Consider the following 22,044-nt stretch of genomic DNA (forward strand, 5'->3'; position numbering starts at 1 on the left):
AGTCATAGTTTATAGATTGTCAGGCTGAGCGAAGTCGAAGCCCTCGTTTCGTAAAAAGCCCTTCGACTTCGCTCAGGGTGACAGCAGTTTTCAAAACTGAAAACTGCGACTGTGACTGTAAACTAATAAACTTGATTAAAAAAATCAGTTAAAAACTCTAAATTGCTTTCTACATGCATAGCGTCGGTCATTTTTAAAGTATCTTCTGTTATTTCTTCCATACGACTGCGCATTTTATTTTCAAATAAAGAAACAGCATCTTCTGTAGTTTCATGATTACCAAAACAAAATATTTCATAAAAGTCTAAAGCATCGGCCATAGCCTGGTTTGCTCCTTCTCCTGCATAAGGCGGAATACGATGTGCGGCATCACCAATTATGGTAAGATTTGACAGCGGTTTCCAATATTGGTCAATCGGGAAATGATACATAGGTCTTGGAATAATAGAAATTTCATTGGTTTCAAAAATTTCCTGCCAATCAGTATTCCAGGTTCTGAATTCGTTTTTAAACCATTCAGCAACCGAGCTTTTATCCTTAAAATTAATTCCTGAATTGGTAACCCAATTATCTTCTGTTTTTATTCCAATTAAAATCGTTAAGGTGCCATCAGCTTTTGAGCTGCAAAAGAATGTTTTACCTTCTTCCAGAGCAAAAAGTTTTCCGTCGTTTACAAGCTTCCAAAGATTTGGTGCGTTTTTTTCTGCCTTATAAATATTAATTTCAACAGCCGTAACGCCCGAAAATATAGGCTCGATGTCTGTAAGATATTTTCTCACACGCGAATTTGCGCCGTCTGAAGCAATTACAAAATCGGCATAAGTTGTCGTTCCATTCTCAAAAGAAATTTCCCAGCCAGTTCCAGAAGGTTTCATTTGGGTGAATTTAGAATTCCAAATCACATTTTCTTCTTTAAGCGAGGCAATCAGTAAATCACGCAAAGGTCCGCGGTCAATTTCCGGGCGAAAATGCTCGTTTCCGAAATCTTCTTCAGGTTTTTCTTCCTGATCATCAAATACTACAGTCATATCTTTATTGGCAATTCGCATTTTATCTGCTCCGGGGCGATAGTATTTTTTAAATTCTTCCATTAATCCAGCTTCCTGTATCGCTTTTAAACCTGTATCTTCATGTAAATCAAGTGTATGACCTTGCTGACGAACATTACGATTTTCGTCTCTTTCATAAACTTTTACATCAATTCCTTTTTTCTGCAGTAGTCTGGCAAGAGTTAATCCGCCTGGGCCTCCGCCAATAATGGCTACTTTTTTATTATCTAATAACATACTTATATCTTTTTTAATTTGTTTAAATTTTCATTACAAAATTATCTGTATATTTATAGGTAAAATATTCGATTTTGATATTAAAATAGTCGTAAATGAAAATTGAAGTTGTAGATAAAAACGGTTCAGGAATCCTGCATAAGTTTGCCGATGCAATTGGAGCTCGTGTACGCGGTCGTTTTATTGATATTCCACAGCATCTGGGAGAAGGCTATATGACTGGTTTTACATGGGGAAAAGATTTGCGAATGATGATCAGGAATTATTATTTAAAAGAAGAAATTGTTCTTGATCGTAAAAATGAAATTCCCGAAGGACAAGAAAATGTGATCTTTTTTTTAAGCGGTATTTTTGATTCTTCTAACCAAAAACAAGAAACAATAATCGCAGAACAACCCAATGTTTTTATCGCCATGCAATCTGTTTCTTCTGTAATATCCATGCCTCAAAATACATTTTTTAGAAGTGTAACCATTTCTGCATCAAGAGAATATTTACAGGAAAGATTTGGAGAACTACAACATCCAATAGTTTCAAGCATCCTTTCATCTAAAGATACTTTTGCTTACGAAATTGGAATTTCTCCCGCCATGATTACAACAGCAAGCGAAATGCTGCATCAATCTGTGCCCGAAAGTTTAGACAATCATTATAACAAACTAAAATGCGAAGAACTGCTTTGCCATATTTTTGCTTTGTTATTGCAGCGGGAAGATACACCAGCAAGCGGCATACATATAAAAGATATTAAGGCAATTTATGCCATTAAATACCATTTGCAATCCAATTTAGACAAAGCTCCAGAGATTAATTCACTAGCTAAAGAAGCCGGAATGAGCGAACCCAAGCTTAGAAAATTGTTTAAGCAGACTTTTGGTAAAGGTGTTTTTGAATATTATCAATTTATGAGAATACAGGAAGCTGCCAGGCTTTTAAAGGAAAAACATTTGTCAGTTTCAGAAGTTGGTTATCAATTAGGATTTACCAATCTGAGTCATTTTTCAAGGGTTTTTGAACAGCAAATTGGACTGAAACCTAAGAAATATTCGCTAACATAATCAATACTTTATGTGTTAAAAATGATGTAAGGCATTTTAGAAATAGTTTTATATTAGCAAAAAAGAAATCAGTAACCAAATCACAGTTTTAATAAAGATATTTGATTATAATCTCAAATGATAAACAGCGCTTTCAACTTTGTCAAAATCTTTATTTCTTTCCTGCTATTTTTATTTTCAATTCAATTTTCTGCTCAGGAAATAAAACCTGTCTCCAATCAGTTTTTAATGAATATAGAACTAAGGCCAAGAGTTGAATATACTTCTAACTATTTTCTTCCGCCAAACGATTCTATAGATCCTTATTTCTATACAACACAAAGAAACCGAATATCGATGTCGTATACGGCAGAAAAATGGTTAATAAAGTCTGATATACAAGAAATTCATGTTTGGGAAGAACAAAATTTAAAATCAAAAATTGGAAGTATAAATTTCTATCAATTATATTTTGAAACTAAATTCAAATCATTCAATATTCGGCTCGGAAGACAAAGTATTTTATTAGACAACGGAAGGCTTTTTTCTGACGCACCCTGGGCACAGCAAGGCAGAGCGCATGAAGGAATACGATTGATGAAAACGGCAAAACATTTCTCTAATGATTTTTTCTTTTTGTTTACCCGAAAATACGGAAATGAATTTGACCCGGCCTACTCTCCCGTGGCTTCTAATAAATACAAATATTTAGCCGTCAATAATTTCAATTATAATTTTGACAATGGATTTTCTTTTAATTCATTGAATGTATTCGATTTATTTGAAAATCCTGCATCTGGAAATAGGTACGGGCGCGCCACATCTGGAGGAAGAATTGAATATAAAAGCAATAACTGGTATTATACATTAAATTCTTATTTGCAATTTGGACGAACATCTCAAGGCAAGAAATTGTTTGCCTATTATTTTCAGCCGGAAATTCGCTTTTCTTTCAATACAGCAATATTGCGTTTAGGTGCAGAAATAATCAGCGGAAACCGTTCACAATTACCTGCAGATGAATCAGAAAGTTTTGATGTGCTTTATGGCGTGACATGGAAATTTAACGGAAATATGAATGTATTTACCCGTTTTCCGGCAGATGTTGGTGGCAAAGGTTTAGTAAATCCGTATTTATTTGCTTCATTTCCTTTAACTGATAAACTTTCTGTTCGTTCTGATTTTCATCTTTTTTACAATCAATTTCCCTTAAAAAATGATGAAGGGCAAAATGTAAAAAAGTTCCTTGGATTTGAAAATGATCTTTCATTAAAATATACTCCAATAAAACAATTAGAAATTAATTATGCATTTTCGTGGTACAGTTCAACAAATGCGATGCAGCATCTTCCTAAAATTCAGGATGAAAATAAACTCGCATTTTGGAGTTATTTAATGGTTTCCTATTCTTTTAATGCCGTAAATACGAAGCATTAAGAATAAATAGTACTTTTGAATTACTTATTAAAAGTAAAATGACTTTATTAATTCAATCAGCTTTACCGGATAATTCTATTTCGCATTTTGTTCACAGCTTTTGGATGTTTGAGAACAATACTGGGAAAGAAATTCCGTCAACTATTTTGCCCAACGCAATGGTTGATTTTGCGGTTATGAATTCAAATGCTGATAATTGGCAAAAAACGATTCGGGGTTTAGATACAATTCCGAGTCAGATTATAATTCCTATTGGAACAAAAATGTTTTCTATTGGTTTTAAATTGCTTGCGGTTGAATATTTATTTGGAGATTCTATCAAAGATGTTTTAAATGATGATAAAATTATTTCAGACGAAATCTGGCAGTTTGAAGCTGAGGATTTAAAAACTCTTGAGAATTTTTGCAGTAAAGCAACCCAAATAATAAACAGCATTACAACATCAGATATTGACAACCGAAAAAGAAAATTATTTGAGCTTATTTATTCTTCAAAAGGATCGATAAGCGTTAAGGAACTATCTGAAAACGTGTTTTGGAGCAGCCGCCAGATTAATCGTTACTTCAATCAGCAATTTGGTATTTCGTTAAAAGCTTACTGCAATATTCTGCGCTTTGGTTCTTCATTTAAACCTATCAGCGAAGGCATACTTTTTCCCGATCAAAACTTCACAGATCAAAATCATTTTATCAAAGAAATTAAGAAATACTCCGGCGTTACGCCAAAAGAATTGAGTAAAAACAAAGACAATCGTTTTATGGATATCGTGGCAATTAAAAAAATGAATACCAAAAACGACTGATTTTTACTATTTCATCTCCTATAGTCTTCTCAATTTTGTAACCTAATTAAACAATAAAATTATGTTACTTACAAATAAAAAAATAGCCATTATTGGCGCAGGCCCGGTTGGTTTAACAATGGCAAGATTATTACAGCAAAACGGAATTGATGTTACGGTTTACGAAAGAGATAAAGACCCAAAAGCAAGAATTTGGGGCGGAACGCTCGATTTACATAAAGGTTCCGGTCAGGACGCGATGCAGAAAGCAGGATTGCTTGAAACGTATTATAAAATGGCGATTCCAATGGGGAGAATTATGACTGATTACAAAGGAAATGTATTATTTAGTAAAGAAACTACTGAAGAAGAACAATACGACGCTCCTGAAATAAACCGAAACGATTTAAGAACATTACTAATCGACAGCTTAAAAGAAAATACAGTTGTTTGGAATAGTAAACTAACTGATATTGAAGAACAAAACGGAAAATGGCTTTTGCATTTTGAAAACGGAAAAACGGCAGCAGCTGATTTTATTATTGGTGCAAATGGCGGTATGACTTCTATTAGAAAATATATTACAGATGCCGAAGTTGAACTTACAGGAACGTATATGATTCAAGGCGAAGTTTCAGAATCAGAAGCTAAATCTTTAGGTTTTTATGAGTTGTGCGGTGATAAAATTTTGATGACTTCTAACAATGGTAATTTATTGGTTGCCAATCCTAAAAACAATAATGCTTTAAGTTATAATGTCATTTTTAAAATGCCCGAAACGTTAGAAATCGATTTTCAAAATATAGAAAACGTCAAAACATTTCTTTTAAATAAACTTTCTGATTGGGGAGAATCCTATAAAGAATTATTTCGTGCCACTTCTTTCTTTACCGGACTGCCTACTAAAAAGATATCTGTAGAAAAAACATGGAAAAATAACCGCCCCTTGCCTATTACGCTTATTGGTGATGCGGCACATTTAATGCCTCCTTTTGCGGGACAAGGCGCAAATATTGGGCTTCTTGATGCTTTAATTTTATCTGAAAATATATTAAATGGAGAATTTCAAACTATTGAAAGTGCTATACATAATTACGAAGAAAGAATGCTTGTTTATGCCAAAGAAGCGCAGCAACAAACCAGAGAAAATGAAATAGAAATGCTTAAAACGGATTTTACTTTTCTAAAATTTGTTGATTGAAAATTTACCTTTTGTGATGAAAATAATTTTATCTTAGTCAAAGAAAACTAACCTTTAAAACGAAGAATATGTCAGACTCACAAAATCAACCAGACGATACAACTCCAAAAGTTACCGGAATTGGCGGTATTTTCTTTTTTCTTGAAAATCCGAAGGAAACTAAAGATTGGTATGCTAAAAATTTAGGATTAGAAATCAACGATTGGGGTTCGGCAAGTTTTGAATCCAGAAATCTTGATAAACCAGAGCAGATAGAATCAACGCAATGGTGTCCTTTTAAAAAAGGTGATGAATATTTTTCTCCATCAAAAAAAGATTTCATGGTGAATTACCGTGTTCAAAATATTGAAGGTCTTGTAGAAAAACTGAAAGCAAATGGCGTAACGGTTCTTGATGAAATTGAAGCTTATGATTATGGCAAATTTGTGCATATAATGGATACTGAGGGGAATAAAATTGAGCTTTGGGAACCGGTTTATTAATATTTATCTATAAATAAACTCTTTTAGCCTAATCCATATTTAAATAAAATAATGACCAAACCGCATACTGAAAACAGCATTTCAAAAGACAAAAACATACTTCTTGTTTTACAAGATTCAATCGACACATCATCAGAACTGGAATATTTAGTTTCTAATTTCTGCGGAAAAGTTATTAAAGACCTTTCGGAGATTAATACTTCTTTAAACAATAAAACAATTTATGTCTTTGGTGATATCAGCAGGCTTAAAAATACCAGCGGTACTTACTTTGTAATTAAAGAGTTTTCTGTTAATTATGAAGGCTTTGCAAGTTCAAATATCAAATTTGTAGAACTTGGACAAGTTCCTGTTTTGGTGAGTAACGCCGGGGTTTATTTTAGAGAAATGTTCATTGGGAATGGTTATTTCGATAAAATCAAATCGGAGCATTTATTTCAAAATTTAACGGAGTCCAACAAAGGGTCTAAAGCTTTGAGAACCGGGATTTATTTAAGTGAGATTTTAAAAGAAGAAACTGCGGATAAAGAAATACTGCATTTTAATCTTTTAAGATGCTCCAGTAATTTTACAGGCCCAACAGATAATTTTCGTGAAACAGATAAGACTGTAATGAAAGCCTTAAACGAAGCGGTTAATCAGACTTTTGAAGAAAAAACGAAGGTAAATCATGTATTGGTTCAGATTTATGAAAATAAAGTAAAATCAGATGAAAATTCTAAGGAAGTAAAATCGAAAATAAAAGCACATTCTGATAAAACCAAGGATATGCCAAAAGAAGGAATTATTGCTTTTTGTACTTTCTATGATAATTCCAATTTTGACAAACTTAAACCTTCTAAAAAAGACCGATACGATTGGTGCTATAAAGAAACAAGCGGATTGACGAGGCTTCATTTTAAGTTAAAAAATACAGTTACTGATGCTTCTTTAGAAAAAGAATTCAGCGTTACTTTATATCCAAATTCAGCTTTTATAATCCCACTTTCAACAAATAGATTGTATACACATGAAATTAGGCCTTCGGCATTAAATGTAGATCAAATCCCAATTAGAATGGGATATGTTGCCCGATGCTCTAATCTGGAAGCAGTTTACACTGAAAATCAAACTTATATTAAAGAAAACGGCAGTTTAATTAAACTGGAAGAAATGACAGAAGAAACAATGATCGCTTTGCGAGATTCTTATTATGAAGAAAATATGACCGTAAAGAACATTGAATACGGAAAAGTTCATTTTAGTATGAATGCTGGTGATTATGAAAAGCCAATATATTAATTTCCTAAAATGAAAGACTTTCAAAAGATTATCCTTCCATTCGAAAATAATTTATTTAATGAACTGCTGCATTCTGCTGATTTTGAAATCACAGGAAAAGGCAGACTCGGAAATCATTTAGTTGATGTAAAAGATAAAGGTGTTCCTATTGTGAGAACAACTACGATTTATAATATTCCTGCTAATCAATTTTCTGCATTACATCAATCCATAATAGCTAGTTTAAATGCTGAAATTGAAAAGAATAACATAGATAATTTACCCAAAGTTGATTTTAATAATGCATTAATTGAAGTTTACGATTCAAGTTATGCTACGATGAAATATCATTCAGATCAGGCTTTAGATCTGGAAGAAGACTCTTGTATTGGGCTTTTCAGCTGTTATGAAAATCCTGAAAAACTGTCTGAAAAAAACTTAAGAAAGCTTAAAGTAAAAGATAAATCGACAGATGAAGAATTTGATATTGTTTTAAATCATAATTCGGTTGTATTATTTCCGTTGTCGGCAAACACTGCATTTCTTCATAAAATTATATTAGAAGCTGTACCGAAACAAAAAACATCAGAAGCAAATAAATGGCTGGGAATTACTTTTAGAAAATCCAAAACCTTTATTCAGTTTGATGATAATAAACCTAGATTTTCTAACGGAGCATTATTAGAATTGGCAAATGAAGATCAAAAATCAGAATTTTATAAATTGAGAGGACAGGAAAATTTTACTATGGATTTTACTTATCCAAAATTATCGTATACGCTGAGTATTAGTGATACTATGCCTCCGAAATAATAGTTTAAACAATTAATTAAATGAAAACAAAAGTTCAAATATTGAGAGAAGAAAAACATCTGACTCAGACTGAGCTTGCTGAAAAATCAGGGCTTTCATTGCGAACAATACAAAGAATCGAAGCGGGAAATATTCTAAAAGGTTTTACGCTCAAAGCTTTGGCCAAATCATTTGAAGTTCAACCCGAAGATTTAATTTCAGATGCACAAGATGATCCTGAAATTAAACGGGCTAAACTCATTAATTTTTCTGCTTTGTCTTCTCTGGTTATTCCATTTGGAAATATTATTTTCCCATCTATTTTGACGTATAAATCGAAAGAACCAAAAGCAAAAGAATTAGGAAAAAGTATTTTGACAGTGCAGATTATTTACACTTTTGTTCTAGGAACTTTGATGCTTATAAGTCCGTTTATTCAGAAAGCATTTTCACTGAATTTTCCACTGTTTATTGTCTTCTTAGTGTTGTTAAAAGTTATAAATATTTATATAATTTTTAAAAATGGGATGAGTTTAACTCAAAAATCAGATTTATATATAAAACTGAAATACAGTATCTTATAATCAATGTCGTTAAATTGACGTAAAAAAGTCATATCCGTTTTTTGATTTAATCACATTACAATTCTCAATATTGCAAAAAAAATTGTAATGAAAATAATTAAAAAAATCGTGCTGGCTTTCGTAGCTCTTATTGTCCTTTCACTAATTGGCGGCTATTTTTATTTTGACAGAAAATTTAGTCCACCGGAAAACTATCTTAAGGTTTCGGGAAATGCAGAAAACGCTTCTGTAAAATGGGTTTCAGATGAAGGAAATCCATATGCCGCTCTTCTTTTGCCTGTTGAATTAAAAGGCATAAAAAAAACATTTTATATGCAGCTGGATTTTGGTTCGCCAATAACTGTTTTCTACAAAAAATCACTACAATCTGTTCAGGAAAAATTTCCTTCACAAATTGATTTTAAAGAAGATGTTTCATTAAACTTCAAAGTAAAGAATCTAAGTATTTCTTCTAAAAAATTTCAATTGTTAGATTATGGTAAAAAAGCTGATTTAGACAATCCAAATTCTGTCAATATTATAGGGACAATTGGAACCGATTTATTAGAAAAAAGAATAGTTTCATTGAATTTCATAAATAACACATGCTCATTTACAGAAAATGAAATTGAAAACGGATTTACAAAATTTGAATTTAAGAAACGTAAACTTCTTTTTCCTGCAAAAATTGAAAACCAAGATTTAAAATTGCTCTATGATTCTGGTACAAGTGGCTATGAATTGATTATAAATAAAGAAGAATGGCAAAAATACAAACTCAAAAACAGTAAATTAAAAGTAGAAAAAGGAAATTCCTGGGGGAATGTATTGACTGTGATTTCTGCTTCTGCAAATAAAAAAATGCAGTTTGGAGACACACAATTAAAAATTTCAGAAGTAACATATGTTGAAGGGGTTTCAAAAATGCAGACTTTTTTAATGAAACGCTCCGGAATGCAGGGAATGATTGGAAATAAAATCTTTTTAAATCATAAATTGATTATTGACTGTAAAAATGAAAGGTTTAAGGTTGAGTGAGCTCCTTGTCTACAGAATGTTTATATTAGCAGTAGAAATCAATCAAAAATCAATATAATGGCAAATCAACTAGAAGAAGTTATTGAAAAAGCATATTCTGCATTTAACGAAAGAAACATCGACAACGCATTATCGACAATGCAGAAAGATGTACAGTGGTCAAAAGCCTGGGAAGGCGGTTACATAAGCGGACACGATGAAATCAAGCAATATTGGACAAGACAATGGACAGAAATAAACCCAAAAGTTAATCCAGTTGGTTTTACCGAAAGAGAAAACGGAAGTCTGGAAGTCAAAGTGCACCAAAATGTAAAAGATTTACAAGGCAATTTAATGTTCGACGGATTGGTAAAACATGTTTATACTTTCCAGGACGGACTTATAAAAACTATGGATATTGAACTGGTTGAGAATTAATCAAGTGAATAATTAAAAAAGTTCCATTATTTTTTAATGGAGCTTTTTCATTTCTGTATAATCACATTCCCGGCCAATATAAAAAATTGAATTTATGTCCGTCAGGATCGGCAAAACCAAAGGTATAGCCTACTTCAAAATCTTCAGGTTCCGAGAAAATTGTGCCACCAGCTTTTTTAACTTTATCAAGCCAAAGTTCTACTTCTTCTTTACTGTCTGCAGATAATGAAAAAATAATTTCATTTTCAGCATTTGTATTTGTCAATTTACCTTTTAAAGCCCACTCAAATCTTTTTGGCGTAAAAAAGTTGATTATAAAATTACTGTCTGCAAATGAAAAACTAACTAGTTCATTTGTTTCTGTTCCGTTTTGTTTGAAACCTAATGCTGTATAAAATTCAATTGTTTTTTGTATATCATTTGTTACGAGGTTTCCCCATATCATTCTAGTTTTCATAACTTTAGTTTTTAATTAGATAAATAAAGTTAAGGAATTAAAATAAGCATTTATACCGCTTTTTATAAAAAAAACTCCAAAATAATAAGACTTTGCTGATTATATTTAGAAATAGATTATTTCAAATTATTTATTAATTTTTCAAGTCTTTGCATCATTTCTTCTTTCTCTTTCAGCATTCGCTCGTATAATGCAATTTTTTCTTCGTGAAGTTTAACAAATTGATCCACTTGATTAATATTAGAATTGTAAAATACAGATGCTGGTTGCTGGCAATTATCAAATGTATTAGAAATAATATTTATTGCTTGATCTTCATCAAAATTCTGAAACGCTTCTACAGGAATTTTCAATATACTTGAGATTTGTTTCAAAATATTATCTTCAATTACATCTTTTTGCTCTAGCAAAGAAATTTTCTTTTGATTCCAGTCGTTTCCTAAATCAAAAGCTAATCCTTCTTGTTTTATGCCAAGCATTTCTCTAAAACGTTTTACGTTTCTTCCTTGATGTATTTTTTGTTCCATAATGAATATCAATTTTCCGAAAGCTTAAATATAAAGCCATTTGGATTAAAAATCCTGAGTTTCAAAGATAAAAAAATATCCCGTAAATTATCCGTTTTACATATAATATATTGGTTTTTTATACAGATTATTCTCTTAAAAAAATAGAAGGTTATTAGTCTAAATTGCTACCAAAATAAAAACATAATTATTTTCAGTATAAACAACTTTCCTGTAAGCCTTTATCTTTTTTGGTTATGAAGAACAAGCAATTGGCTTAATTAGGAAGTTGGTTTTGTCTTTGATATGATTTGGTAAATCGGATAATAGAACTTAATTTAGTCCCAAACCCACTATACTGCCAATACATTAGTGGCAAGTTTAAACCATCATGAAAAAACTATTCAAAAAATCTCTCGAATCAAAAACAAATCTATTTGTTTCTTTGACAATTTTATGTTTGATTTTAATTATTATTTTCGATATTCTTGATCCGGACTTTAAAATCCATGACATATTAGTTGAGTTTCATGGACTACTTTTTGATTTACTCATTTTAGGAATTTTACTAACAATCTATGAATCGATTACTTCTCGTTTAGAGACAATAAAACGTTATCAAGAAGAACTTAATGATTATAAATTTTGGAAAACAGAAGAAGCAATGTATCGGACGCGAGGCTTGATAAAAAGGTTAGTAGATCTGAATGTAAAGGAATTGGATTTGTCACATTGTTATCTTGCAACTGACAAATCACTTTCACAGTATAAGGAAATGCAAAAATGGCAATTTAGCGGAACAAATCTTTATGACTCTTTATTTATATTAGCTAATATGAGTAATTGTAATTTTTATATTTCAAATTTAGAAGAATCATCATTCGTGAGCGTCAATTTAACAGACTGTCGATTCGGAGGTGCCAATTTAATTAATACAAAGTTTGAAAAATGTAATTTTCATAATGCACAATTTGATGGTGCAATAGTTGGTTCTGAATTTTGGTTTGATGAAATGGAAAGAAATCAAAACATCAATTTCGGCGAAATAAGAGAAAAATATAATCTTAATGAATTCACCAGTCATAATCGCGATATGAATATTTTTAGATTAGATCGCAAATAAAACCTAGTATTAAAAGGGGCATTTAAAATATCAGGGAATTACAAACTAAAATTCAAAACAAAAAAAACTCCAAAATCAAAAAGACTTTGGAGTTTTAAATTCTGTGGGCGATGAGGGGTTCGAACCCCCGACCCCCTCGGTGTAAACGAGGTGCTCTGAACCAGCTGAGCTAATCGCCCTATTTTACTAGGCTGCTATCATTTTGTGATTGCGAGTGCAAATATACAGCTAGAATTTGTATTTGCAAGTATATTTCAAAAAAAATCTAATATTTTTTTCATGCGTTTATTTAGAAACCTATTTTTCAGCTTCTTAAAAAAGAAATAAAATTCCAGGTTTTCTTATAATTTCGTTAAAAAACGAAATCTGGGTTTCTAATTCTTAATAATGCTTTGTAATCTTTTGCTATAGTCATACATTTGCATACCTAAAAACAGTATATTCTAATGGCTAGATATAAAGAAAACGATTTACCTAAATCAAAAATTACAGCTACTTCTCTTAACAAAGCAAAAACAATATTTACATACGCAGGAAACCACAAATGGAAATTTTTCATCGGATTAATTTTTCTGCTTTTAACTGGCGCTACTGCCCTTGCCTTTCCTAAATTAATGGGAATGCTTGTAGATTGTGTAAAAAACAAAAACAATGACGAAGCTAATAAAATAGCCTTAGGATTAATTGTAATTCTGTTTTTGCAGTCATTTTTCTCTTTCTTCAGATTATCATTATTTGTAAATTTTACCGAAAATACGCTGGCAAACCTGCGTTTGGCTTTGTATACCAATTTGGTAAAACTACCAATGACTTTCTTCTCTCAAAAAAGAGTCGGAGAATTAAACAGCCGAATCAGCGCCGATATCACACAAATTCAGGATACTTTAACCACAACAATTGCTGAGTTTTTACGTCAGTTTATCTTAATTATTGGTGGTGTAATTTTATTAGCTACAGAAAGTTTAAAACTGACTTTATTAATGCTTTCAGTTGTGCCTTTAGTAGCTATTGCAGCAGTAGTTTTTGGAAGATTTATTAGAAAATATTCTAAAAAAGTACAAGATCAGGTTGCAGAAAGTCAGGTAATTGTTGAAGAAACGATGCAGGGAATCAGCATTGTGAAAGCTTTTGCTAATGAATGGTACGAAATTGCACGTTATAAAGGTAAAATTAGTGATGTTGTAAAACTGGCTATTAAAGGCGGTAAATACCGTGGTTATTTTGCCTCATTTATTATTTTCTGTTTATTTGGCGCAATTGTAGCAGTAGTTTGGTTTGGTGTCCGTTTGAGTATTGCCGGCGAAATGAGCGTTGGACAATTAATTTCATTTGTATTGTATTCTACTTTTGTTGGTGCTTCTTTTGGTGGAATTGCCGAGTTATATGCCCAAATCCAGAAAGCAATTGGAGCTACAGAACGTGTTTTTGAATTATTAGATGAAAGTCCGGAGAAAATAAATTCAGATTCAAATAAAACTCAGGAAAAAATTAAAGGAAACGTAACTTTCAATAATGTTGCTTTCAGCTACCCAACACGTCAGGAGATTCAGGTATTGAAAAATGTGAATTTCTCTGCAGAATTTGGACAAAAAATAGCAATTGTAGGTCCAAGTGGCGCCGGAAAATCTACTATTTCTTCTCTTTTGTTACGTTTTTACGATATAACTTCGGGAGAAATTACTGTTGATGGAAAAAACATTTATGATTATGATTTGGAAGCTCTTCGTGGAAATATGAGTATTGTTCCCCAGGATGTTATTCTTTTTGGCGGAACTATCAGAGAAAATATCGCATACGGAAAACCAGATGCATCTGATGAAGAAATAATATTGGCAGCAAAACAAGCAAATGCATTCAACTTTGTAGACGGTTTCCCAGAGAAATTTGAAACTTTGGTTGGAGAACGAGGCGTTAAATTATCTGGCGGACAGCGTCAGCGTATTGCAATAGCAAGAGCTTTACTTAAAAACCCAAGTATCTTAATATTAGACGAAGCAACTTCATCTCTAGACAGCGAAAGCGAAAAACTGGTTCAGGAAGCTTTAGAAGTATTAATGGAAGGAAGAACAAGTATTATCATTGCTCATCGCCTTTCGACGATTAGAAATGCAGACAAAATTTTAGTTCTGGATAACGGAAAAATTTCAGAAGAAGGAACGCATCAGGAATTAATAAATCTGGAAAACGGAATTTATAAAAACTTAAGCAATCTACAGTTTAGTAATTCTTAAATAAATTTCAATTTAAAAATTTCAAATTTCAATTATAATGCAAACCCGACAGGTTTTTAAAACCTGTTGGGTTTGATTTTTTTTTGGATATGAACATGTTAAACCGGACTGAAGTCCAGCTCTACAATATAATTTATTCCTTCGGAACTACCTAAGAGCCTTTGAATCGATCCATATTGTAGTTAAACTGGACTAAAGTCCAGCTCTACAATATAATTTGTTCCTTCGGAACTACTTAAGAGCCTTTGGCTCGATCCATATTGTAGTTAACTGGACTAAAGCCCAACTCTACAACATAATTTGTTCCTTTGGAACTATAAAAAGAGCCTCTGGCTCGATCCATATTGTAGGGCTGGACTTTAGTCCAGTTTATATAAAGAATTAAGATAAAACAAAAAAGCTCCAATTAAAATTGGAGCTTTTTTTATGTGTAACTGTAAACTGAGACTGAAAACTATTATTTCCCTTTTCTACGTTTACGTTCAGCTTTAATCATAGATAACTCGCGACTTGTTTGTCCTGCTACAGAAGTATTTTCTTCTGCACGGCGAATTAAATATGGCATAACATCTTTTACAGGTCCAAACGGAAGATATTTTGCTACATTATAACCGTTTTCTGCTAAGTTGTAACTAATATTATCGCTCATACCGTATAATTGTCCAAACCAAATTCTTTTATCGTTTTTAGCAATTCCTTTTTCAGCCATCATTTCCATTAGTTTATAAGAGCTCAATTCGTTATGAGTTCCAGCAAAAATGGACATTGTTTCTAAATGCTCTAACATATAGTGAACAGCAGCATCATAATTAATATCTGTTGCCTCTTTAGAAACGCAAATTGGCGAAACATATCCTTTTTCTTCAGCTCGTTTGTTTTCTTTTTCCATGTAAGCGCCACGAACCAATTTCATTCCAATAAAGAAACCTTCGGCCTTAGCCACTTCATGCAATTTTTTCAAGTAATCCAAACGATCCCAACGGTACATTTGTAAAGTGTTGAATACAATAGCTTTTTCTTTATTGTATTTACGCATCATATCCGTAACTAATTCATCAGCGGCATCCTGCATCCAGCTTTCTTCACCATCAATCAATAAGGCAACATCTTTTTTATGAGCCTCACTGCAAACCTGATCAAAACGATTTACAACTCTATTCCATTCTTCTTGTTCTGCTGGACTTAAAGTTTGTTTTTCTCCTAATTTCTCATACAATTCAAAACGCCCTAAACCTGTTGGTTTAAATACTGCAAACGGGATCGCTAAACGTTCTTTTGCAAATTCAATAGTTTTTAAGGTCATTTCTAAAGCCGCATCAAACTGTGCTTCTTCTTCTTTTCCTTCTACTGAATAATCTAATACAGATGAAACGCCTTTGGTAAACATTTTATCTACTACGGTTAAACAGTCATCTTCATTTACTCCGCCGCAAAAATGATCAAAAACCGTTGCACGAATCAATCCTTCAACCGGAAGATGTGCTTTGATTGCAAAATTTGTAACAGCAGTTCCAATACGTACTAACGGCTCACTATCAATCATTTTAAAAAGAAAATAAGCCCTGTCAAGTTCTGTATCACTTTTAAGTGAAAAAGCAACCTGAGTGTTATCGAATATTTTTTCCATTAAGTTTAGTTTTTGTGCAAAGATATAGACTGTTTTGAATATTATTTACGAAATCGTATGATATTTTTTGATATCTTTAAACCTCTTAAAAATATTCTTTGTTTTAAAAGTAGGATTTTACTTTAATTTTTACGTAATTTTGCAAAAAAATGAAAACGTATGAATACTCAACAAATTGATAGTATTATAAGTGAAGTAAAAGGAAAATATTCTATTCCTAATTTTATAGTTCTCCTTTTTATCTCTTCGTTATTAATAATTGACTTTCTTCCTTATTTTAAAAGTGCAGAAATTATTAATCCACAGTTTTTATATCTTTCAGTATTAAACGCAATTATTGCTGTTTATTTTTATTTCAATCCATCATTAATTGCCGCAGATACTTTCTCTTCGTTAAAGAGAAGTTATATTTTTAAATTATACTTAGCGTTCCTCTTTTTTTGTGCTATATCTTATTTTGTGGCAAAAAACACATCATTAGTTTTTACAAAATTTACAGAAATAGTAATTGTATTCGGCTTATTTATAAACCTTTCTATTCTTTTAAAAAATAAATTAGATCTCCTTTATAAAATTATATTCATTGTGAGCATCAGTGCATTAATTCAATCCTGGGAGCAGCTTTGTCATTTTATTATTATTCCGCGTCATGCTTCAATTATGGATTTATTAAATGGAATGAAGGGAAATACAGGAAATATAAATATTTTGGCGGCCAGTCTTACCATTAAAGTTCCTTTTTTATTACTGGGTATAACTCATTTTACGACATACAAAAAGTGGTTTTTAGTTTTTATCTTATTTTCTGTCACTTCAGTTATTTTCTTAACGGGAGCCAGAACACCGCTTATTAACTTATTTTTAATTTATTCGATTTACATAATTTATCTTTTAAAAGAATTTTCATTTAAAAGAACAACAGTTTCTAAAATTTTATTTTTGATAATTCCGATATTGACTGCCATATTATTTGCAAACTCAATATTTCAAAAATCAAAAGATAAAGGGAGATATGTTTCCTTAGAAAATAGAGTAAGCCAGATAAACACAAAAGATGAATCTTCAAAAGCAAGATTAATATTTTGGAATAATGCTCTCAAGATGAGCAAAAAAAATCCAATTATAGGAATTGGTTTAGGGAATTATCAAGTTGAGTCAATTCCTTATGAAAAAACAACTTCAAACGATTCGACGGTTTCTTTACACGCGCATAATGATTTTATTGAAATTTTAGCCGAAACAGGAATAATAAACGGCTTAATTTATCTTTCAATATTTATTGGTGTCTTTATTATAAATCTAAAAAGAATTCTAAAACCAAAAAACAAAGAATCCCAAACAATTGCTCTGTTAACCTTATTGCTTTTAATTGTATATGGAATAGATTCATTCTTTAATTTCCCAATGTACAGACCTACGATGGCAATATTTTTCAGTTTAATTTTGGCCTTGACCTTAACTAATTAAATCAAATCGCATTACCGAATAAATTATTTTCACTAAAAGTTACAGCTCCAATTATAATTGTGGTATCTATACTAACAAGTTATTCTGCTTTTATAATATATAAAGCCTCAAATTTAGAGTACTTAATTGCTCGTGATGATATAAATGTAAACCTAAAAGGATTTCTTACTGGAGACCAGGTCGTAAATAAAATGGCTGCATACCCAAATACTTTTAGTAGTTCAGAATCGTTTTATGAATATGCCGGAATTTATTATGTTCGTGAAAAACAATATGATAAAGCTTTAAAATGTTTCGCAAAAGCTAAAAAAATTAATGGCTATGCCGGACGTATTGAATTTTACAAACAAGTAATATCTAAACATAAAGGCGATATTGACAGTGCCTATATTTATGCTAAGCAGGCGTTTTATCTGCGTCCAAGAAATTATGACATATTTAAGACTTCAATTAATTTTGCCATTTCAAAAAGAGATACAACTGAAATAGTAAAACAACATAAATTGTTTTCTCAATACAGACCAATGCCTCAAACATGGGATCTTGCAGCCCGCGGGCTTAAATTTTCAGGTTATAATTATCAAAATTTACTTAAGTTTATTGATCAGGGATTGAAAAAATTTCCTGAGGATAGTACTTTAACAGCTCAAAAAAATCAACTCTTAATTACGAGTTACCTAACTGGAGGTCAGAATTTTGAGAATAAATCTGATTTGAATAATGCTCTCCAATCCTATGAAAAAGCATTAAAAATTGATCCTAAAAATGTTTATGCATCACAAAATATAGGATTCAATTATTTAAAGCAAGGCCAAAACAAAAAAGCAATAAATGCTTTACTTGAAGCATTAAAATATCCTGGTTTAAATGGTGGAAAAACAGAGTTTTTCTTAGGTATTGCTTATTTAAAAGAAAATGATAAAACGAATGCTCTTAAATATTTTAATTTATCAAAAGATAAAAATTATCCTGCAGCCAAACAATTAATAGCTACGAGTCAAAATAATAATTTTGCAGATGAAGCAACATTAAAAAAACGCAAAAATGATCTTTTGATTGCCGATTTAATTACGGAAGGACAAAATTTTGAAGAACAGAAAAAAATGGATGAAGCTTTGGAATCTTATCAAAAAGCTTTAAAAATTGATTCAAAAAGCATTTACGCTGCACAAAATATTGGATTCTATTATTTAAAAGTTGGCCAGTCAAAAAAAGCGATCAATTACTTACTGAATGCCTTAAAATATCCGGGCTTAAATGGTGGAAAAACAGAATATTTCCTTGCAATTTGTTATTTAAAAGAAAATGACAAAACTAATGCGTGCAAATATTTAAATATATCAAAAAGCAAAAACTATTCTGATGCACAACAATTACTTAAGATGTGTGAATAGTTTCTGTTCTTTTAGACATTAATTTAGAATGATTCGTTTTTAAACAAATTAGGGTCAAAATTTGAATATATTTTAGTTAAAAATGCCTTATTTTGCGGTTTCAATTAACCGAAGAATTATGCAATCTATTCAAGCGAACAATTATCTCGTGCATTTTAACCAATATGCATACGAAGCTTTAAATAAACATTTAAAAGAAAATAAATACTCAAATATTTTTATTATTGTTGATACTGAGACAAATGAGTATTGCCTGCCAAAACTTTTACCTGTAATTGAAACAGACTTAAATATTGAAATTATTGAATTTGAAGCAGGAGAAGCCAATAAAAATATAGAAACCTGTATTGAAATCTGGCATGTTTTAACTGAGCTTGGTGCAGACAGAAAATCACTTATAATCAATCTTGGAGGCGGTGTTGTAACAGATTTAGGCGGTTTTGTAGCTTCAACTTTTAAAAGAGGAGTTGATTTTATAAATATCCCTACTACCCTATTATCTATGGTTGATGCTTCTGTGGGAGGAAAAACCGGAGTTGACTTAGGAAACCTTAAAAACCAGATTGGAGTTATAAATGTTCCGCAAATGGTTTTGATCGATACAGAATATCTTGAAACTTTACCACAAAGTGAGATGCGTTCCGGACTTGCAGAAATGCTAAAACACGGTTTAATTTATGATGCAGCTTACTGGAAAGAATTTCTTGATCTGGGCGCTATTGATTATAATGCATTAGATCAATTGATTTACCGTTCGGTTGAAATTAAGAACGAAATCGTAATTCAGGACCCAACAGAAAAAAATATTCGTAAAGCACTTAATTTCGGACATACTCTTGGTCATGCCATTGAAAGCTACTTTTTAGAGAGTGAATCTAAAACAACTTTATTACATGGAGAAGCAATTGCTGTGGGAATGATCTTAGAAAGTTATATTTCCCTTCATAAAGATTTAATTACTTCCGAAGAATATTCTGAAATAAAAACGGCTATAAAAGCAATTTATGACGATGTAAAGTTTGAAGAAAATGACATCGATCCTATCCTGGAATTGCTTATTCATGACAAAAAAAATGAATACGGATTGATTCAATTTGCTTTAATTGAAGGAATCGGAAAGATAAAAATTAACCAATCCGTTGAAAATAAATTAATTCTAGCTGCGTTTCAAGATTATAAATCTTAAACTTTTTTTAATTAAAAGCATTGCTTTTGGTATATATTATTTTTTACATTTGCCACAATGAAAACAAACAATAAACAAAGACAATTCAGCTCTTACAGAAACCGCCTCAACAGTTCTTTACTTAGAATGTTGAATCGTTTTTATAATAGTAAAAGCCCGTTTTGTTTTGATGTTTTCCAATGTTCGAAAGCAGAACACGAAAAACTGCAAATTATATTTGCTAATATTAGAGTTTGAATTTTAAATTTAGAAGAAAATCACTAAATTTAATAATTACTACTTAAAATATTGAAATATAAATGAATACAAAATATTCGGACTTAATAAATCAAACCTATTACTTCCCTCAAGAAGAATTTAAACTAAGCAAAGACAACCTTCAGTTTCATAACATCGATTTGATGAAATTGGTTGAACAATATGGTACTCCATTAAAGTTTACTTATTTACCTCAAATTTCTGAAAACATCAATAAGGCAAAAGCCTGGTTCAGAAACGCAATGGAAAAGAATAAATACGAAGCAAAATATTACTATTGTTATTGTACAAAAAGCTCTCATTTTGAATACATTATGAATGAAGCTTTCAAGAATAACATTCACATTGAAACATCATCTGCTTTTGATGTTAATATTGTCGAGAATTTATTAGAAAATGGTAAAATCAACAAAAGTACTTATGTAATTTGTAATGGTTTTAAAAGAGACGAATACATCAATAATATTGCGAGGTTAATTAATAACGGACATAAAAATACTATTCCGATTATTGACAATTACGAAGAACTTGATTTACTTCAGGGAGAAATCAAAGGAAAATTCAAAATTGGAATCCGTATTGCTGCCGAAGAAGAGCCTAAATTTGAGTTTTATACTTCAAGATTAGGAATTGGTTATAAAAACATCGTATCGTTTTACAAAAAACAAATTCAGGAAAATGACAAATTAGAGCTTAAAATGCTTCACTTTTTCATTAATACCGGAATAAATGATACTTCATATTACTGGAACGAGCTTGTAAAATGTATTAAAGTATACATTGCACTTAAAAAGGAATGTCCAACTCTTGATGGTTTGAACATTGGAGGCGGCTTTCCAATTAAAAACTCGCTGGCATTTGAATATGATTATCAATATATGATTGATGAAATTATCAATCAAATTAAAATAGCTTGTGATGAGGCCGAAGTTGATGTTCCAAACATATTTACTGAATTTGGATCGTTTACTGTAGGTGAAAGCGGTGGAGCAATCTATCAGATTTTGTATCAAAAACAACAAAATGATAGAGAAAAATGGAACATGATCGATTCTTCTTTCATTACTACTCTTCCAGATACTTGGGCTATCAATAAACGTTTTATTATGCTGGCGATTAATCGCTGGAATGATACTTACGAGCGGGTTCTGTTAGGTGGATTGACTTGTGATAGTGATGATTATTACAATTCAGAACAAAATATGAACGCCATTTATCTGCCTAAATACAACAAAGAAAAGCCGTTATATATTGGTTTCTTTAATACTGGAGCATATCAGGAAACAATTGGAGGTTACGGAGGTTTGCACCACTGTTTGATTCCGCAGCCTAAACATATTTTGATAGATCGCGATGAAAATGGAATTTTGGCAACAGAAGTTTTCTCTGAACAACAGACTTCAGACGACGTATTAAAAATATTAGGTTACAAGAAAAAATTGTAAAAAAAAACTGTAAATTAATTAAGGTTAATAATTAGAAAATTATTAATTTGCATAT

General features: G+C 31.3%; 20 protein-coding genes and 1 tRNA gene. 16 read left to right on the forward strand and 5 right to left on the reverse strand.

The window, feature by feature from the left end; genetic code table 11:
• Nucleotides 1-122: 122 nt before the first annotated feature.
• Nucleotides 123-1,286, reverse strand: a complete 1,164-nt coding sequence (locus FLAPXU55_RS23495; protein ID WP_180861805.1) for an FAD-dependent oxidoreductase — start codon at nt 1,284-1,286, stop codon at nt 123-125.
• Between the two features lie 95 nt (nt 1,287-1,381).
• Here FLAPXU55_RS23495 and FLAPXU55_RS23500 point away from each other — a divergent pair, with 95 nt between their 5' ends.
• The 10 genes from FLAPXU55_RS23500 (at nt 1,382) to FLAPXU55_RS23545 (ending at nt 10,295) form a co-directional block, all read left to right on the forward strand.
• Complete coding sequence (locus FLAPXU55_RS23500; protein WP_180861807.1) at nt 1,382-2,344, forward strand: helix-turn-helix transcriptional regulator; 963 nt, start codon at nt 1,382-1,384, stop codon at nt 2,342-2,344.
• A 228-nt stretch (nt 2,345-2,572) separates the two neighbouring features.
• Nucleotides 2,573-3,760 (forward strand): hypothetical protein, encoded by a 1,188-nt coding sequence (locus FLAPXU55_RS23505; RefSeq protein WP_180861809.1) that lies wholly within the window; start codon nt 2,573-2,575, stop codon nt 3,758-3,760.
• 38 nt (nt 3,761-3,798) lie between these two features.
• Nucleotides 3,799-4,563: a helix-turn-helix domain-containing protein gene (locus FLAPXU55_RS23510; protein WP_180861811.1), complete on the forward strand. Its 765-nt coding sequence runs from the start codon at nt 3,799-3,801 to the stop codon at nt 4,561-4,563.
• 61 nt (nt 4,564-4,624) lie between these two features.
• Nucleotides 4,625-5,743 carry an FAD-dependent oxidoreductase gene (locus FLAPXU55_RS23515; protein WP_180861813.1) on the forward strand — a complete coding sequence of 373 codons (1,119 nt, stop codon included), beginning with the start codon at nt 4,625-4,627 and terminating at the stop codon, nt 5,741-5,743.
• A 68-nt stretch (nt 5,744-5,811) separates the two neighbouring features.
• Nucleotides 5,812-6,225: a VOC family protein gene (locus FLAPXU55_RS23520; protein ID WP_180861815.1), complete on the forward strand. Its 414-nt coding sequence runs from the start codon at nt 5,812-5,814 to the stop codon at nt 6,223-6,225.
• A gap of 51 nt (nt 6,226-6,276) precedes the next feature.
• Nucleotides 6,277-7,506 (forward strand): hypothetical protein, encoded by a 1,230-nt coding sequence (locus FLAPXU55_RS23525; protein ID WP_180861817.1) that lies wholly within the window; start codon nt 6,277-6,279, stop codon nt 7,504-7,506.
• A 9-nt stretch (nt 7,507-7,515) separates the two neighbouring features.
• Nucleotides 7,516-8,298: an alpha-ketoglutarate-dependent dioxygenase AlkB gene (locus FLAPXU55_RS23530; protein WP_180861819.1), complete on the forward strand. Its 783-nt coding sequence runs from the start codon at nt 7,516-7,518 to the stop codon at nt 8,296-8,298.
• Nucleotides 8,299-8,318: 20 nt separating this feature from the next.
• A complete protein-coding gene (locus tag FLAPXU55_RS23535) occupies nt 8,319-8,861 on the forward strand; it encodes a helix-turn-helix domain-containing protein (protein ID WP_180861821.1) in 543 nt (180 codons plus the stop codon).
• An 87-nt stretch (nt 8,862-8,948) separates the two neighbouring features.
• On the forward strand, nt 8,949-9,878 hold the full coding sequence (locus tag FLAPXU55_RS23540) for a hypothetical protein (RefSeq protein ID WP_180861823.1): 930 nt from the start codon (nt 8,949-8,951) through the stop codon (nt 9,876-9,878).
• Nucleotides 9,879-9,935: 57 nt separating this feature from the next.
• Nucleotides 9,936-10,295, forward strand: a complete 360-nt coding sequence (locus FLAPXU55_RS23545; protein WP_180861825.1) for a nuclear transport factor 2 family protein — start codon at nt 9,936-9,938, stop codon at nt 10,293-10,295.
• 61 nt (nt 10,296-10,356) lie between these two features.
• Here FLAPXU55_RS23545 and FLAPXU55_RS23550 read toward each other — a convergent pair whose 3' ends face one another.
• Entirely contained in the window at nt 10,357-10,752 is a 396-nt protein-coding gene (locus FLAPXU55_RS23550; RefSeq protein ID WP_180861827.1) for a VOC family protein, read from the reverse strand.
• Between the two features lie 116 nt (nt 10,753-10,868).
• Nucleotides 10,869-11,279: a helix-turn-helix domain-containing protein gene (locus FLAPXU55_RS23555; RefSeq protein ID WP_180861828.1), complete on the reverse strand. Its 411-nt coding sequence runs from the start codon at nt 11,277-11,279 to the stop codon at nt 10,869-10,871.
• Between the two features lie 370 nt (nt 11,280-11,649).
• Between FLAPXU55_RS23555 and FLAPXU55_RS23560 the strand changes: the two genes are divergently transcribed.
• A complete protein-coding gene (locus FLAPXU55_RS23560; RefSeq protein ID WP_180861829.1) occupies nt 11,650-12,381 on the forward strand; it encodes a pentapeptide repeat-containing protein in 732 nt (243 codons plus the stop codon).
• Nucleotides 12,382-12,485: 104 nt separating this feature from the next.
• Here the strand turns inward: FLAPXU55_RS23560 and FLAPXU55_RS23565 are convergent.
• A tRNA-Val gene (locus FLAPXU55_RS23565) sits at nt 12,486-12,560 on the reverse strand.
• 267 nt (nt 12,561-12,827) lie between these two features.
• Between FLAPXU55_RS23565 and FLAPXU55_RS23570 the strand changes: the two genes are divergently transcribed.
• A complete protein-coding gene (locus tag FLAPXU55_RS23570) occupies nt 12,828-14,612 on the forward strand; it encodes an ABC transporter ATP-binding protein (RefSeq protein ID WP_180861835.1) in 1,785 nt (594 codons plus the stop codon).
• A 457-nt stretch (nt 14,613-15,069) separates the two neighbouring features.
• On the opposite strand, the gene FLAPXU55_RS23575 is transcribed toward FLAPXU55_RS23570, so the two are convergent.
• Nucleotides 15,070-16,239 (reverse strand): proline dehydrogenase family protein, encoded by a 1,170-nt coding sequence (locus FLAPXU55_RS23575; protein WP_053473225.1) that lies wholly within the window; start codon nt 16,237-16,239, stop codon nt 15,070-15,072.
• 159 nt (nt 16,240-16,398) lie between these two features.
• On the opposite strand from FLAPXU55_RS23575, the gene FLAPXU55_RS23580 reads away from it, so the two are divergent.
• From FLAPXU55_RS23580 to FLAPXU55_RS23595, 4 genes are all read left to right on the forward strand, one after another.
• On the forward strand, nt 16,399-17,706 hold the full coding sequence (locus FLAPXU55_RS23580; RefSeq protein ID WP_180861836.1) for an O-antigen ligase family protein: 1,308 nt from the start codon (nt 16,399-16,401) through the stop codon (nt 17,704-17,706).
• A 59-nt stretch (nt 17,707-17,765) separates the two neighbouring features.
• Complete coding sequence (locus FLAPXU55_RS23585) at nt 17,766-19,100, forward strand: tetratricopeptide repeat protein (protein WP_180861837.1); 1,335 nt, start codon at nt 17,766-17,768, stop codon at nt 19,098-19,100.
• Nucleotides 19,101-19,218: 118 nt separating this feature from the next.
• Nucleotides 19,219-20,286, forward strand: coding sequence for a 3-dehydroquinate synthase (gene aroB, locus FLAPXU55_RS23590; protein WP_053473262.1), 1,068 nt, complete (start codon nt 19,219-19,221; stop codon nt 20,284-20,286).
• A 299-nt stretch (nt 20,287-20,585) separates the two neighbouring features.
• A complete protein-coding gene (locus FLAPXU55_RS23595) occupies nt 20,586-21,989 on the forward strand; it encodes a type III PLP-dependent enzyme domain-containing protein (protein WP_053473228.1) in 1,404 nt (467 codons plus the stop codon).
• Nucleotides 21,990-22,044: the final 55 nt, after the last annotated feature.

Source organism: Flavobacterium panici, from assembly GCF_903819335.1.
GTDB classification, from domain to species: Bacteria; Bacteroidota; Bacteroidia; order Flavobacteriales; family Flavobacteriaceae; genus Flavobacterium; species Flavobacterium panici.